Origin of the sequence: Roseovarius pelagicus (assembly GCF_025639885.1) — a bacterium.
Classification (GTDB): Bacteria; Pseudomonadota; Alphaproteobacteria; order Rhodobacterales; family Rhodobacteraceae; genus Roseovarius; species Roseovarius pelagicus.
Map to the genome: position 1 here is coordinate 171,714 of NZ_CP106737.1, position 15,271 is coordinate 186,984.

Consider the following 15,271-nt stretch of genomic DNA (forward strand, 5'->3'; position numbering starts at 1 on the left):
ATCCTTGCCAACCTATTCATTTTCAGCGCGCCAAACTTTCAAAATAACTCAGGTACATCTGCCTAATAGAACCAGTTTCTTGCTATGCTATGCCCATTTCTGTGTCATATCCAAGGCTTTTCGCTGTGTGAGCGGCAATGGGCTTTGTGGCCGTGACCGCCTACCTGTTGGTGAATAGGTGACTGCACAACTCAAGATTTACGCAACTCTGTTGTCTTAGCGCTCACCCACGCGCTTGTCGACCAAACCGCCCGTGATCCCGGCTCTGCGTCACCCCGCGATCAACCCCATCTGCTCCAGCTTGAGAATCACTTGATGTGCGCAGTTATCGACTTCGACATTTTCGGTCTCGACGCTGAGTTCGGGATTCACCGGCTCGTCGTAAGGGTCTGAGATGCCGGTGAATTCCTTGATCTTGCCTTCGCGTGCCAGCTTGTACAGGCCCTTGCGATCGCGGCGTTCGCATTCCTCCAGCGTGGTGGCGACATGGACCTCCACGAAGGCACCTAAGGCCTCCACGTCCTCGCGCACGGCGCGGCGCGTGGTGGCATAGGGCGCGATGGGGGCGCAGATGGCGATGCCGCCGTTCTTGGTGATCTCGCTTGCGACATAGCTGTCACTGTGCCATTAATTCATGGACGCTGATGTAGTGGCGGGACTTAGGACGAATTTTGTGCCCTTAATTACTGGATATCCACAGGTTATCGTCGTGCGGTTTGGAGTATGCTTTCCGCAACCCTGAGCAATTCACCGCCGTCCGCGGTTGCTCCGAGTTCTGTGATCGCTTGCCTTGCCGCTGCGAGATACTCGGGCTTAGGTGAAGAGGTGATGCATGTGGGGTGCTTCTTTGATCGGGTTTTGTGATTTTCTCCAATCCGAACACTGCGAAGTGGCAAATCACCGACAAGGCTGGCCAACCGATCCACCAGTTTCCGTTTATGTGGGAAGGTAGCACGAAGCCTGCGTTCAGCGCGGGGATCGTTCTTCATCACCAGCGCGACCGCGAGCAAAGGCCGGGTCATTCCTAAATTGATCGCAGCTAGAATGCTGTGGCGATCCAAACGGCTCTGAGAAAATTTCGCACCGTGACGAAGTTTCGGCGCGAGTACACCTGCGACTTGCAACGTCAGGTCCATCCGTCGGCCCGAATGGACGTTCCCTTGTCGGTAGGCAATCATGAGGTACCTCGCCCCTTCTTGAGCGCGGCGGCGGAGCCCGCTGGGCGGTTGCGCAAGCCCCTCGGAATCACCTCGCAAAGGTACCAACTCAGACCCGCAGACTTCGCATTGCAATGACCACGAGAAGCGCCAATGGCGCAACGATATCCCGGGCTGTTTGCTTGTGCATGTCCGGCATTTTTGAAAATCTGACCATGAAACACACTCAACCGCGAATTCCTTGCGCCGCTTGAGCAACATGCTGTCGAGATCATTGGACGGCAGACGTAATGTGGTGCAGAATCTGTCGACGTCCACGCTAGCCAGATCGGCCAGCATTTCCGGCGGGTGTTCTTGTGCAAGCCCCAGATACCGGCAGAGCTCCGGCACAGCGCAATAGTTAGCGTCAGCAAGTCGGGCGAGCCAACTCGACAGAAGTTCATCCTGAAATGGTGCAGGGCGCCTCGGCAATGGTTTGCAGTTCACTCGAAAGCCGGTTGCGGCCGGTTCCGCAGGGTCCAGCTGTGCTTGGCCCAGACTGGCTGCCAGGATTGGACGGCCTCATCCGTGATCCGTTCCTCGCCAGTTTCGACAGCGTCGACGGCGAGCGCCTTGATCATTGTGAACACGCGCGAGGTGACACCGCCGGTCACACCCAAAATGCTACGCAACGATTGGACACTGAGACCAGATCCACGTTCCAACTGCATGGCCGCGATCAGGGTCTGGACGAGGCGGGAGAACTCCACATCGTCATCCCAGAGCGGCAGGAAATGTTCATCCAATCTGCGGGCTAATTGTTCATCGCCACGAATGGCTTCGGCAGCTTCGTTGACACCAAACACAACGAGTGACGCGCACAAATCGTTAGACAGGAAGCGCAGCATGTTCAGGAAGCGCCTCTGCTCACGATAGCTCCCTGCCAGAAGATTGTGGACCTCGTCGATCATGATCATCTTCAGATCCATGCCACGCAGATGGCTGAGAGCCCGCACTTCCAGTTCTGAGATCGTATGTCGGCCCCACATTGGTGCGCCGATTGATGCAAGAATGTGCTGATAAAACCGCCGTTCATCCGGTGCAGGTGGCGCTTGCAAGAGAAGGATCGGCGGGCGCGTGATGCCGATCTCAGAAGCGTACTGCGTCGGATAGAGGCTCTCCATCCTTTTGGCGATCATGGTCTTTCCGATACCGGAACTGCCATAGACCATGAGGCCTGGCATTCGTGACTGCCGAGGCATCTCCATCAAGGATATCAATCTGTTGAGAACAATGGTTGCGCGGTCGAGGGCGATCCAGCGGTCGCTGCGAATGAGATCAAGTCTTTCGTCGTGGTCCATCAAAATCATCTATTGGGTAAGTTGGAAGGTTGGGGTTGCTTGTATCAATTGCGAACATCTCGCGCGAGGGATCACGCCTCGGCTTGTCGTTTGGCCGCCGCGCCTTGCGCTCTCCTTCCAAGCGCGCTGTAAGTGTCCGTTGTCGAGCTGAATGAGCGATACGGCGCTGTTCTTCGATGATTACGAACAGAATTGCCTCCGATACCCTTCCGCCATGACGCTCATGAAAGATTGCACTGGCGCGCCGCGACTCCCAAAGAGAAACTTTGGGACGCGAAAGGTCCTTGTAGCGTGCGACAATCGTGCGGCCATCATCCGTCACAACCCAAATCCGCGACATGTCTCGTGGGTCATACTTGACCGCAACCTTCCTGGCTCCACGACCGATCATCGGCGCGAAGGCGTCGCTCCAATAGCCGATAGAAAACAGGTTGATCCCGGTCCTGCCCAGCTGGCGGCGTTCTGAAGGAAGGAAACTGATCCGGAAGGCATCTGTGTCCACGACTTGTCGGCCAGCATCGTCGCCCCCAAGATGGGCCCAGGCGGCAAGTGGCGTTCGCCTCAATCCGTTGTGGCGTGTATTGTGATACCGACAAATCTCCAGCCGCAGCCAGTCCTCAAACTCTTCCAGGGTCATTGAGGCCTTGGCAGCGCTGTCATACTCGCCCTTATCTTTTGGCGAAGATTGCGTCGTTCCGGGCAGTACGTGAACAGCACCCATTGTCGTTCCGATTAGTCGCTCGATATGTCCGCCAAAATGCACGCGGCCCGGCGGCCGGTACTTGATCGAGATACCCCACTCCGCACAAGCCGATCGGAAGGCCTCACTGCGAAAATCCCGCCCGTTATCGACGTGGATGGCCTGTGGGATACCGGCGGTTGGCCAATAGAGCTCCTCTAGCGAACTTGGCGTCCGGATGGACTTCGGCCGCACACAATGATCCAGGCAAAGGCAAATGGACAGGACGGATGGCGCATCGAAAGTGACGTAGGCGCCCAGAACCACACGGGTTGCGACGTCGATCGCAAGCGTCAGCCATGGTCGTGCCAGAGGTTTGCGATCAACCTGATCAACAAGAATGATATCCGCCAAGGTGTGATCGATCTGAACGACCTGCAGCGGACGTTCCACATCCAAGGCCCCTGCCCTTGCCTCGAATACTTGCCTGGCCGCCTTCGCTCCTTTCCGCTTCCGCAACACCTCGCGCTGGTCCATCGCGTCAAGACGGGCCTTGATCGTTCGGCGGGTTGGACGGCGAAAACCTCGGGCTCCGCACTCGGTCTGGATCTCTCCCACAATCCGGAGAAAACTAGGCGGCTCAGGCACCAAATAATGCCAGCGTAAAACACGCTCAATGATGGCTTCAACCTCCCGACCTAAGCGCTGTGATCCACGCTTTGGACCACGGCGCTTGGGCAGCAAGGCGCTCGACCGTCCATCGTTTTGTTTCAACCGTCGATAAAATTCCCATACAGAGCTGCGGGAAACACCCATCTCTTCCGCCGCAGCCAACAACCGCGGACCCACATCGTTGCCAGCTCGATCCAACGTAACCGCCCCATTGTTACCGCGGTGATTTGTCTTTGATGCGGGCGACAAGTTCGGCGTCATCTACGAAGTCTTCAAGGAACTCATGCCAGAGTTCGGAGGTCATACGGGCGTCGCGGATCATGTCTTTCAGCTCCTCGATGCCGTCGTCGGTCAGCGCGGTGACGGTTTCGTCCGCACCGGCATAAACGTTGATGATGTTGCCGTAGGTGAGGTTGTCGTCGTTGGAGATGATGGCTTCGAGAAGCTCGACATCCTCGCCCAGCATTTTGGCAACGTAGTCGATGGCGCGGACATGGGTGATGGCTGCCATCAAGCGGCCTCTTGATGGGCAACGGCCAGCGGTTCCCAGTTCCATGGCAACAGTTCATCCAGCCGGTTGTTCTTGTGATCGTGGATGCGGTTCAGGATGTCGGCGAGATAGGCTTGCGGGTCGAGGCTATTGAGCTTGGCCGTTTCGATGACCGTCATGGCCCGCGCCAAGGTTTCCGCGCCGGTGTCGGCTCCTGCAAAAAAGCCAATTCTTGCGTCCTATCCCAATCGGACGCAGCGCGCGCTCGGCTGGATTGTTGTCGATGGCCACACGTCCGTCGGTCAGGAACAGGCTGAAGGCATCCTTGCGGCCCAACCCATACCTGAAGGCTTTGGCCAGATCGCTTTTGCCGGGAATGCGCAGAAGCTGCTGTTCGGACCAGGCAAAGAAGGTTTCGACTTGCGGGTGGCTCAACTTTTGTCGCGCGGCATGGCGGACGTCAGCGGGCTGGCCATTGATGTCACGCTCAATGTCGTAGAGCTTACCGATCCGGTCGAGCGCCTCGCGGGCGATCTCGGACTTGGTCGAGGTCCAAAAATCATGGAAGTCACGCCGTAGATGCGCCCAACATGCCGCTTCGCGCAAACGCGGCACACCATTGGCTTCAGGCTCGTATAATTTTGCATAGCCCTTATAACCGTCCGCTTGCAGAATGCCGCGCGCGTTGACCAGATGGCTCAGGACATGCTCTTCTTTCCAGTCTGGTGCGAACCGATAGACAGCCCCCGGTGGAGACGACCCCGCCCAAGGCCTTTGATCCCGCACATAGGCCCAGATCCGGCCTTGCCTGACCCCTTTGCCCAATCCTTTGTCACGCAAAGAACGATCCAGCACCCGGATTGGCGTGTCGTCAGCGTGCAGCAGATCGCTGCCCATGATGTCAGCCTCGATCCGTTCGATCAGCGGCGACAGGGTCTTCATGGCGCGGCCGCACCAGCCGACCAGCGTGCTTTCGGGGATGTCCGCGCCCATGCGCACGAAGATCTCGTGCTGACGATAAAGGGGAAGGTGATCGTCGAACTTCGAGACCAGTATGTGCGCCAACAGGTTTGGACCAGCCATGCTGCCCGGGATCGGGCGGCTTGGCGCAGGCTCCTGCACCATCTTTTCGCAGCGACGGCAAGATTTCTTGATGCGAGCGATCTGGATTACCTTCATCTGCGCCGCGATCATGTCGAGCAATTCGCTGACATCCTCTCCCACCACACGTAAATCACCGCCACAGTCAGGACAGCAGGTTCCAGGATCAAGCTCCCGCCGTTCCCGCAGGGTCGCATCAGATACACGTGGGCGGCGGCGTAAGGCGGGCGCAGTGGGCTCATCAGCCGCTGGTTCGTCCTGCCCTTCATCGATGGCCGCATCGTCGTCTTCGGCCACGGCAACCAACAGATCTTCGAGCGCCAGTTCCAACTGTTCAATCTCGCGTTCGACCTTCTCCGAAGATTTTCCGAAGGCCAGTTTCTGCAACTTGGCGATCCGCAAGCGAAGCGCCCGAACCAGTTGATCATGGACCCGCAGCGTCGCCGACATCTTGGCGTTCTCGATCTCAATCCGAGTGTTTTCAGCCTGCAATTCCGCGATCATCGCTCTCAATACAGCGGGGTCATCGGGGAGGTTTTCAGCAGGTTTTGACATGCGCTTGATTACCAAAAATTGGGCCTGGCCACCATAAAAATAACGTAAATATCGACGCAAAATCACCCCACACGCGCAGGCGGCACACCCCAATCCGGACGCCGCCAGTCGATCCCCTCCCAGAGCATTGCCAACTGTGCTGATGTCAGCCGCGCAGCCCCGTCTTGAGAGCTTGGCCACGGGAAACGACCACGTTCCAGCACCTTGTAATAGAGGCAAAAACCTTGGCCATCCCAATACAGCAACTTGATCCGATCACCTCGACGCCCACGAAACGCAAACACGGCACCACTGGCAGGCTTTTGCCGCAGCACATCCTGCGTCAGTGTGGAAAGGCCCGCGATGCCCTTCCTCATATCCGTAACGCCACAAGCCAGATAAACCCGAACTCCAGTTCCCGGACCAATCACGCCGCGTCTACCGCTCGGATCAATCGTGTCAGCGCGACCGGATTCATCGTACTGTCAAAATGCAAACAACGACCATCTCGCAGACGCAATTCAACTGCAGTCGGCGGAGGCACGTCCGGGACAGGCAACTGCGGCGCAGGAACCGCAACCTGAACCGGGATATCCATTGGATAAAAAAGAGCGCCACCGTCAGGCGACCAAAGCCCTTTCTTCTTCAGGTCATGCCGCCACGCATAAATCTGTTGCCGCCTAATCTCATGGCGCTGCGCCACCTGGGTCACGCTCGCCCCATCGACTCCAACCGACATGACAATTTCCAGCTTGTCATCGTCATGCCAGAAACGCCGCCGTTCAGCCCCAAGAATTTCGCCCCGCATAACACACCCCGTTTAAGAGACGTCATTAGTGACGTCATTAAACACGTCTCTTAGATCAAAGCCCTAAGCTCAGGCAGGCGGTGCCAATGGCACGGTTACCGAAGAATAGGGATCTGATTGTGAAGTCCTCAGAGTATTCGCCAACCGCTTGTTTGGCGAATACTTTTTCATCACCTGTCCAGATCCGGTGTTTGGCCCCACAGTTTGATGGTGCGATCGTATTTTCCCGCCGGGATGGAACTGATCGGAGCCCCTCAGAACCCGCGTCACAAATTTGACCCCGCCACTTGCGGATCATTGAAACACAATCAGAACGCCCCATTTGAGCGCAAACTTAGCCTGAGTCGTCTTTGGTTGGAACGGCGCGGTAGATCGGACCGCGTGCGCGCACCGGGTCGAGCAAGGACCAGTCACCCTGTAGGGCCGTGAAGCCTTTGGGGTAGGGCGGGCGTGGCTCCATTCCGATGGCCTCCAGTACGCGCGCATCCCGGTAATAGCATTGCGCGATAACCAATGATAGCACTTCCGCCAGGGCCGGGTGTTCGGCGCGGAACGTTGCCAGCAGCGATCCAGGCTGGGTCTCCTGAAGCGATGCACTTTCCCCCGCCGCCCCAAGCAAATCCAGAGCGCGCGCCAGCTCCGCCTTGTCACGTCCGGCAGACGCAAGGATGTCATCGAAAATCGCGGGATCATCCGCGCCGGGCAGTCCGCGTGCGCTGCACGGCGGAATGATGACACCCGCGACAAGGCGTAGCGTTGCGCGCTGCTTTGCGTCAAAGAAGGACGTGTTGGCGTTTTCTGTCATGGGTCAATCAAACAGCTCATAGATGCGGGTCTTGATCTGGTCAGCGACATAAAGCGCAATCGTCTGGATTGTCGAGGTCGGGTTAACTCCGCCCGAGGTCACGAAAACACTGCCATCGACAATGAACAGGTTGCGCACATCATGACTGCGCCCCCATTCGTTGACGACAGAATTTTTTGGGTCCGTGCCCATTCGCGCGGTGCCCAAGAGGTGCCAGCCCGCATCCGTAAGAAGCTTTTTGGTCGTGATGTCGCGGGCACCGGCGGCCTGCAGGATCTCGACACCGCGCGCCACTGAATGATCCAGCATCCGCTTTGAATTCTCACTCAGGCGATACGTGATCCTGGGCGCGGGAATGCCATCGCTATCTTTCAGGTCAGGGTCGATGCTGACGCGGTTGATCTCTTCCGGCAGGTCTTCGCAAATCGCCAGCATCCCCAGCGAATGATCGAACAGCCGACCGAAGGAATCGTGATGCGCCGGCCCCCAGGGGATCAGCCCGCTGGCCATGCCGTTCACCGCCGTCGCCACCGGCCCATACCCGCGCGAGAACTGGTAGGTGTACCCCCGCACGAAGTCATGCGAAGGGTCGGTTTCATAGAACTGCTTGCTCCAGATGCCTATTCGCGGCCCCTTGTAGCCCTCCAACTTGCGGTCCACATGCCCGCGCACCTGGCTGTAGGGATGGAACATCAGGTTCCGGCCCACAAGCCCGCTGGAGTTGCATAGCCCGTCAGGAAAATGCTCGGAGGCCGAGTTCAGCAGCAATCGTGGTGTGCCGATGCCATTGCAGGCAACAATGACGAGTTCAGCGGGCTGAAAGCGTTCCACCTTGTCGGCGTCTATGTAATAGGCGCCGGTCGCCATGCCGTTGCCATCGGTCTCGATCCGCCGCACGCGGCAGTGGTCGCGCAACTCGACCCGCGCGCGCAGCGCTTCGGCCCAATAGGTGGCATCGGTCGTCGCCTTGGCACCCTGCGCGCACCCCGACCCGCAATGCCCGAGGTTGATGCAGGGCGCGCGGCCCTCGTAGGTCTGCGTGTTGATCGCGGCATCCGAAGGCCACCAATGCCACCCCAAGCGGTTCATCGCCGCGCCCAGCACCTCGCCGCTTTCACCGAGCGGAAGCGGGGGCATCACGGCGGTTTTCGGCGGATAGGCCGGATCACCCTGAAGCCCAGCCACGCCCATCATCCGATCGTTGAGCGCGAAGAATGGCTCAAGCGTCTTGTAGTCGATGGGCCAGTCATCGGCCACGTCATCCAGTGTCCGAACGCGAAAATCCGAAGGGTGAAGCCGCGGAAAATGCCCGGCGTAGAGGATCGTTCCACCCCCGATACCGTTGAAATTCGCAACCTTGATGGGCGAGTCATCGTCGTTGATCGGGTAGTCCGCAGGCAGCCCCCTCCGGTTGGGGCTGATCGAGAAATCGGCGAACTGACGCGCCTCCCAATCGCTCCCGCTGCTCGGGAACGCCTCGTTCTTCATCCAGCCACCCTGTTCGAGGCAGACGATCCGCATCCTGGTCTCGGCCAGGCTCCAGGCAATCGCCGCACCCGAGGCACCGCCACCGATGATCAGTACATCCACAGGCGTGTTGATATCGACCATTCGCTGTGACCTTTACGACAAATTGGTGCTGCGATCAGCTGCGCAGCCTCGCCACCGGCACGCGGTTGTACATGTTCATCTCGACGGATGGATGGTCCAGAAGTGCCTCTTCGATGGGCTCGGTTCCCCAGCCGGGACGGTCCGGCATGACCAGATGACCGTCCTTGAACTCAGGCTCGTGGGTGAAAATGTCCTTGTCCCAGGAAATCCGGTCAATATCGGTTTCCATGATCCGCAGGTTGGGCACGGCGGCGCAGAAATGCGCATTCATCATCGTGCACAGATGCCCATAGAAGTTGTGGCAGGCCACGTTGACATCATAGGCCTCGGCCGCGGCAGCAATCTTCATTGATTGCCAGACGCCGTTCCAGGGGGTGTCCAAGATAGCCACATCCACCGCGCCGGCGCGGAAAAAGGGCAGGAACTGCTGCAACCCGATCAGCGTCTCAAGCCCGGCGATCGGGTGGGCGCTCTTGTCGCGGATCATCGCCATTGCTTCTGGATCAAGCGTATCAAGCTCGACCCAGAAGATATCCAGGTCCGCTATTTCGCGAAGGATCTCGATATAGCCTTCGGTGCGAGCATTGAAGTTCAGGTCGAGCAGGATATCAATGTCCGGTCCGGCGGCCTCGCGCATGGTTTCAAGGTGGCGACGCAGGTTTTGCCGGGTATGACGTTCGACGTTGCGGCCCGGTTCGAATACGCTGCCAAAGCCGGGGGCCCAATTCGTGATCCTGTCGTTGTCGTCATATTCGAAAATGTTCGTCTTCAGCCCGGTGAAGCCACGCTCACCCACTTCGCGGGCAATCTGGCGCACGCCTTCAATGTCGGTGATCGGGGGGCTGAAATGTTCGGTGCGGGTCCGGTAGGACACGCAATGCGACCAGTAAACCCGGATCTCATCGCGGATCTTGCCGCCCAGAAGCGTGTAGCAGGGCACGTCGAGCGTCTTGGCTTTGAGATCGAGCAAGGCGTTCTCGAGCGCGCCAAGCGCCTGACCCACAACACCGCCTTGGCCGGGGCGCGTCACGTTGCGCAGATCCTCGCGGATATGTTCATGATTCATCGCGCTTTGCCCCACCAGACGATGTCCGATCTGCTTGATCACCGCCTCGACGCCGGGCGACCCAAAATTCTGGTCGAATTCGGCCCAGCCACTCAACCCATCCTGCGAGGTGATCTTGAGGAAATAATAGTTCCGCCACGAATTGCTGCACGAAAACGTCTTCACGTCGCTGATGATCGCCTTGCCAGACATTCTTTCCGCTCCTTCAAACTGTCCGTCGGGACGCGCAACAGCAGTTGCAACATCCCTCATCAATGGGTGTTAGTATAAAATAAACCTACTTGAAAGTAGTTTTATGTGGACAGCACTCAATTCCCATATCTTGCGCATGTCTGCAGTCTGACAGGCATTGCCAAGTTGTTCAGCCGATGCTGAGATTTTTCGACGTTTGGCAAGTCATGGTTTCATTTCGGCGGCATAGTCTGCCCACAGGCTGAATGCATCTGCCCAGGCGTGGCGATAGGATGTGGCGGTGAGGCGATACCGGCGGGGTTTGAAGATCGTGTTGATCTGGTCATGTGCGGCAAGGAAACGCTGTGCCTGTCTGGGCGACTTGAACCGGCCCATGATTTTCTCTCGTCGCCGCGTCGGCCTATGACTTCCTTCGATCCGGTTGTTAAGGCCCTTGTGGGCTCGGTGATCGGCGCCTTGAGCTTGCTGAGCGATCGGCCTGATGTAGCTGCGCAGCTTGTCGGCGATGACGACTCTTGGCTGGCCGAATTGAGCGATCAGCCTTGTCAGAAATCGCTTGGCGGCTTTGGCATTGCGGCGTGTTTGCACAAGAATGTCGAGAGTATCACCGTTGCCATCGACGGCCCGCCAGAGCCAGTGCTTCACGCCGTTGATCGGGAGCACGACCTCGTCTAGGTGCCATTTGTCGTTAGGGCGCGGCCGGTCCCGGCGGATGCAGGCGGCGAAATGCGCACCAAACCGGTTGACCCAAAGGCGAATGGCTTCGCGGCTGACGATGACGCCGCGCTCCGCCAACAGGTCCTCGACATCCGCGGTGCTGAGCGCAAAGCGATGGTAGGCCCAGACCGCATGGGCGACGATCTCGCGCGGAAAACGAAAGCCCTTCAGGCGCAGCATTGACGGCGGTATTTTCATGCCTCAACTGTTACCCAAGTCAAAAACGGCAAACAACTTGGCAATGCCGCCGAGGGCTATCGCGCGTCAGTGCACGATTTTCGCACCTTTTGGGTCGATATTGGCCGCAGCCGCATCGCCCAGATTATCAATGCCGCGCTCTTCTAGCAGCGTCGTCAGCCAGTTCGGGTCCATCTCGGGGACCGAGCTCAGCAGCAGGTCGGTATAGGGGTGGTGTGGCGGTTTGAACATGTCGTCTTTCGGCCCTTGCTCTACCACTTTACCATGCTGCATCACGATCACTTCGTCGGCGATGGAACGTACTGTCGCCAGATCGTGAGTGATGAACATATACGCTAGGTTCAGCTCGTTCTGGAGCCGGTCGAGCAGCCGCAGGATACCTTCGGCCACCAGTTGGTCCAGCGCCGATGTGACCTCATCACAGACGATGAATGTCGGCTCGGCAGCCAAGGCCCGTGCGATCCCGATCCGTTGTTTTTGCCCACCCGACAGTTCCGGCGGATAGCGGTTGTAGTACTTTGAGGGATCAAGCTCGATCAGGTCCAGCAACTCATCAACCCGTGCCTTCAGCGCAGCGCCCTTCAGCCCGGAATAGAATTGTGCCGGGCGACCGATGATCTCGCTGATTCGCACCTTTGGGTTCAGCGCGGTATCGGCCATCTGATAAATCATCTGGCATTGGCGCAGTTGCTCTTTGTTGCGTTGCCGATAATCAGGCGGGAACGGCGTGCCCTTGAACAGCACTTCGCCCTTTTGCGGTGGCAACAGGCCCGTAATCACCCGTGCCGTGGTCGATTTACCCGAACCGGATTCACCCACCACCGCAACCGTCATTCCCTCGTAGATGTCAAAGCTGACGTCATCGAGGATCTTGGGCCCAGAGGCGTAGGCCGCATCAACGTTCTTGACCGAAATCAGCGGCGTCGCATCCTTTGGCCGGAACCGTTGCGGGCTCTCAAAACTGCGCACTGCCCAGAGCGACTTGGTATAGTCCTCCTTGGGGTTGCTCAGCATCTCCTCGGTCGGTGCTTCCTCGACTTCGTTACCCTTCAGCAGCACCTTGATCGTGTCGGCCATCTGCGCCACCACGGCCAAGTCATGCGTGATGTAGAGCGCGGCAGTGTTGAACTGCTCCACAATATCCCGGATCGCGGCCAGAACCTCGATCTGGGTGGTCACATCCAGCGCAGTGGTCGGCTCATCAAAAATGATGAGGTCCGGCCGACACGACATGGCCATCGCGGTCATTGCCCGCTGTAGCTGCCCACCCGACACTTGGTGCGGATAGCGGAACCCGATCTCTTGGGGGTTCGGCAAACGCAGCCGCTCGTAGAGGTCCATCGCGTCCTCTTGCGCTTCCATCCGCTTCTTCAGGCGGTACTGAAGCGGCGCTTCGGTGTGCTGATCAATAATCTTGTGCGCCGGGTTGAACGAGGCTGCCGCTGATTGCGCCACATAGGCAATACGGTGGCCCCGCAGGGCGCGCCGTTCGCTTTCTGTGGCGGTGGTCAGTTCCATCCCGTCGAACTCGATCGAGCTGTCCTCGGTGATGCGCGTACCATCGCGGGCATAGCCCATGGCGGCCGCACCGATGGTCGATTTACCTGCACCGGATTCCCCGATTAGGCCCATCACCTCGCCGCGATGGAGGGTCAGATCGACACCTTTGATGATGTCGACCCATGTTTCATCCGAATAACCCTGAATTTTCAGGTTCCGGATTTTCAGAAGAACGTCTCTTTCACTAGCCATTCTGAATTACTCCTTCAGACCGGAAGAACGGTGAAGCATCCAGTCCACCACGAAGTTGACCGCGACAGTGAGCAGCGCAATGGCCGCCGCCGGGATCAGCGGGGTAATCTCGCCAAACGAGATCAGGGTCGCGTTCTCTCGCACCATCGAGCCCCAGTCCGCTGTGGGTGGCTGGATACCAAGCCCAAGGAACGACAGGCCAGCCACCAGCAGGAAGACGAAGCAGAATTCCAGACCGAACTCGGCAATCAGAGGCGCGGTCGAGTTGGGCAGGATCTCGCGTCGGATCAGGTATCCGGTGCCTTCGCCGCGCAGCTTGGCGGCCTCGATATAGTCCATCACCACGACGTTACCCGCCACCGCCCTCGTCAGACGGAAGACGCGCGGCGCATAGATAATTGACACGGCGATGATGATCACAGGCATCGACGGGCCAAAGATCGACAGCATCAGCAGCGCAAAGATCAGCGACGGGATCGACATGATCACATCCGCGAAACGCCCCATGAACTGGTCGAACCAGCCCCCTTTGGTCGCAGCCAGCAATCCAGCGCCCGCGCCCATGATAAACGCCGCACAGGTCGCCGTCAGCGCAAGGCCGACCGAGTTGCGTGTGCCATAGACAAGGCGGCTGAACATATCGCGGCCCAGTTGGTCCGCCCCCAGCAGCATGTTCTCATCCGCCGGCGCAAAGGCCGAACTGATCACCTCTGCTTCGCCGTAGGGGGCGATGACAGGGGCAAAGATGCCCGCAATCGCGTAGGTGAAGATGACAAACATCCCGAAGGCCGCCGTGAGCGGCGCGGTGCGCAGCTCCTTGGCTGTCTCGGTGCCCGCCAGCATGATCAGGAATTCGCGGAAGGCGTAGGAAACCATCGCCGCCAGCGCCAGTATGCCCGCACAGGTCGCGATCGCCCGTAAAGCACCCGGTCCCCCGATAATGCCCACAACAAAGGACACGAGGGTCAGCGAGAACACCAGCAAGAAGACTGACCGTTTGTTGAAATACGCCGCAAGGCAAGACGCCGCCAGCAGCATGGAATAGTAGCCGATTACAAAAAAGCTCATGTATCTGCTCCCTTACTTCGGATGCCGCAAACGCGGGTTTGTCAGGATTGCGCCAACATCGGCTGCCAGATTGAGCAGGATGAAGGTCGCGGCGAAAATCAGACAGCAGGCCTGTACAACCGGGAAGTCGCGTTTGCTGACCGCATCAACCAGCGCCTGACCGACACCGGGGTAGACAAACACCACCTCGACAAGGACGACACCTGTGATCAGGTAGGCAAGGTTCAGTGCAACCACGTTGATGATCGGAGCCCACGCATTGGGCAGCGCGTGCTTGACGATCACTTTCCACGGCGGGGCACCTTTCAGCCGCGCCATCTCGATATAGGGCGAGGCAAGCAGGTTGATGATCGCGGCTCGTGTCATCCGCATCATATGCGCCACAACAACCAGAACCAATGTCAGCGCAGGAAGAAAGGTGCGCTCGAGCGATTGCCATAATGACATTCCCTCGTTCAGGTTCGAGATTGCCGGAAACATTCCCCATTCTACCGAAAAGTAGAGGATCAGGATGTAACCCAAGAAAAATTCGGGGCTGGAGATCGAGGTCAGCGTCAGCACGTTGGCCACGCGATCGAAGATCGTGTTGCGCAGCAGGGCAACAAGGACACCCAGAGTGATAGCCATCGGCACCGCAATGACCGCGGCATAGGCCGCAAGGAAAAGCGTGTTCATGAACCGCTCACCGACTACACTTATCACCGGTTCCTGTGTTACGATGGAACTGCCGAAATCGAACATGACGGCGCCAGACAGCCACTCCAGATAGCGCAAGATAGCAGGCTTGTTCAGTCCCATCTGTTCGCGCATCGCGGCCAGGTTTTCTTCGGTCGCCCCTTGGCCCAGAACCGCCTCGGCGATATCGCCGGGCAGAAGTTCGACCATGAAGAAAATGATGACGGATACGACCAGTAGCATCGCCAGACCCAGGCCTAGGCGTTTAAAAACAAGTTGCGCTAAGTAACTCAATCTATCGCTCCCAAGGAAAAACTATATGTATCGTCGCTCGGTTTTTAAGTGAGTTGGCGACGGGAGGTCCGTGATGCAGAAAGCTGAATTTTGCATGGCACGGACAGCATGT

The 15,271-nt window shown here is 58.2% G+C and carries 13 protein-coding genes and 2 pseudogenes; all 15 read right to left on the reverse strand.

The window, feature by feature from the left end; all coding sequences use genetic code 11:
* Positions 1–270 precede the first annotated feature (270 nt).
* Positions 271–612 (reverse strand): annotated as a pseudogene (locus N7U68_RS00775) (adenylyl-sulfate kinase); the annotation flags it as partial.
* Between the two features lie 89 nt (positions 613–701).
* On the reverse strand, positions 702–1,643 hold the full coding sequence (locus N7U68_RS00780; protein ID WP_165198338.1) for a TniQ family protein: 942 nt from the start codon (positions 1,641–1,643) through the stop codon (positions 702–704).
* Positions 1,640–2,497, reverse strand: coding sequence for a TniB family NTP-binding protein (locus N7U68_RS00785; RefSeq protein WP_241188311.1), 858 nt, complete (start codon positions 2,495–2,497; stop codon positions 1,640–1,642). The genes N7U68_RS00780 and N7U68_RS00785 overlap by 4 nt, the downstream gene beginning before the upstream one ends.
* Positions 2,475–3,992, reverse strand: a complete 1,518-nt coding sequence (locus tag N7U68_RS00790; protein WP_165198340.1) for a TnsB C-terminal domain-containing protein — start codon at positions 3,990–3,992, stop codon at positions 2,475–2,477. Before N7U68_RS00790 ends, N7U68_RS00785 begins: the two co-directional genes overlap by 23 nt.
* A gap of 70 nt (positions 3,993–4,062) precedes the next feature.
* On the reverse strand, positions 4,063–4,359 hold the full coding sequence (locus tag N7U68_RS00795; RefSeq protein ID WP_165198341.1) for a hypothetical protein: 297 nt from the start codon (positions 4,357–4,359) through the stop codon (positions 4,063–4,065).
* Positions 4,359–5,994: pseudogene (gene tnpC, locus N7U68_RS00800) on the reverse strand (IS66 family transposase). The gene N7U68_RS00795 and the pseudogene tnpC overlap by 1 nt, the downstream one beginning before the upstream one ends.
* Positions 5,995–6,056: 62 nt before the next feature.
* Entirely contained in the window at positions 6,057–6,404 is a 348-nt protein-coding gene (gene tnpB, locus N7U68_RS00805; protein WP_263046635.1) for an IS66 family insertion sequence element accessory protein TnpB, read from the reverse strand.
* Positions 6,401–6,781 (reverse strand): IS66-like element accessory protein TnpA, encoded by a 381-nt coding sequence (gene tnpA, locus N7U68_RS00810; protein ID WP_165198343.1) that lies wholly within the window; start codon positions 6,779–6,781, stop codon positions 6,401–6,403. The genes tnpB and tnpA overlap by 4 nt, the downstream gene beginning before the upstream one ends.
* A 334-nt stretch (positions 6,782–7,115) precedes the next feature.
* Positions 7,116–7,586 (reverse strand): hypothetical protein, encoded by a 471-nt coding sequence (locus N7U68_RS00815; RefSeq protein WP_263046636.1) that lies wholly within the window; start codon positions 7,584–7,586, stop codon positions 7,116–7,118.
* Positions 7,587–7,589: 3 nt separating this feature from the next.
* Positions 7,590–9,188: a GMC family oxidoreductase gene (locus N7U68_RS00820; protein ID WP_263046780.1), complete on the reverse strand. Its 1,599-nt coding sequence runs from the start codon at positions 9,186–9,188 to the stop codon at positions 7,590–7,592.
* 43 nt (positions 9,189–9,231) lie between these two features.
* On the reverse strand, positions 9,232–10,455 hold the full coding sequence (locus N7U68_RS00825) for a mandelate racemase/muconate lactonizing enzyme family protein (RefSeq protein ID WP_263046637.1): 1,224 nt from the start codon (positions 10,453–10,455) through the stop codon (positions 9,232–9,234).
* Between the two features lie 204 nt (positions 10,456–10,659).
* Positions 10,660–11,370, reverse strand: coding sequence for an IS6 family transposase (locus tag N7U68_RS00830; protein WP_263046638.1), 711 nt, complete (start codon positions 11,368–11,370; stop codon positions 10,660–10,662).
* 66 nt (positions 11,371–11,436) lie between these two features.
* The gene (locus N7U68_RS00835) at positions 11,437–13,122 is read right to left on the reverse strand and encodes an ABC transporter ATP-binding protein (protein ID WP_263046639.1); all 1,686 of its coding nucleotides are present in this window, start codon (positions 13,120–13,122) and stop codon (positions 11,437–11,439) included.
* Between the two features lie 6 nt (positions 13,123–13,128).
* Positions 13,129–14,190, reverse strand: a complete 1,062-nt coding sequence (locus N7U68_RS00840; protein ID WP_165196962.1) for an ABC transporter permease — start codon at positions 14,188–14,190, stop codon at positions 13,129–13,131.
* Between the two features lie 12 nt (positions 14,191–14,202).
* Entirely contained in the window at positions 14,203–15,108 is a 906-nt protein-coding gene (locus N7U68_RS00845) for an ABC transporter permease (protein WP_373322910.1), read from the reverse strand.
* Positions 15,109–15,271: the final 163 nt, after the last annotated feature.

Coding starts and splice junctions, on each gene's coding strand:
- N7U68_RS00785 (WP_241188311.1), bottom strand. CDS start 2,497: ATGGACCACGACGAAAGACTTGATCTCATTCGCAGCGACCGCTGGATC.
- N7U68_RS00790 (WP_165198340.1), bottom strand. CDS start 3,992: ATGGGTGTTTCCCGCAGCTCTGTATGGGAATTTTATCGACGGTTGAAA.
- N7U68_RS00795 (WP_165198341.1), bottom strand. CDS start 4,359: ATGGCAGCCATCACCCATGTCCGCGCCATCGACTACGTTGCCAAAATG.
- tnpA (WP_165198343.1), bottom strand. CDS start 6,781: ATGCGGGGCGAAATTCTTGGGGCTGAACGGCGGCGTTTCTGGCATGAC.
- N7U68_RS00815 (WP_263046636.1), bottom strand. CDS start 7,586: ATGACAGAAAACGCCAACACGTCCTTCTTTGACGCAAAGCAGCGCGCA.
- N7U68_RS00825 (WP_263046637.1), bottom strand. CDS start 10,455: ATGTCTGGCAAGGCGATCATCAGCGACGTGAAGACGTTTTCGTGCAGC.
- N7U68_RS00830 (WP_263046638.1), bottom strand. CDS start 11,370: ATGAAAATACCGCCGTCAATGCTGCGCCTGAAGGGCTTTCGTTTTCCG.
- N7U68_RS00835 (WP_263046639.1), bottom strand. CDS start 13,122: ATGGCTAGTGAAAGAGACGTTCTTCTGAAAATCCGGAACCTGAAAATT.
- N7U68_RS00840 (WP_165196962.1), bottom strand. CDS start 14,190: ATGAGCTTTTTTGTAATCGGCTACTATTCCATGCTGCTGGCGGCGTCT.
- N7U68_RS00845 (WP_373322910.1), bottom strand. CDS start 15,108: ATGCTACTGGTCGTATCCGTCATCATTTTCTTCATGGTCGAACTTCTG.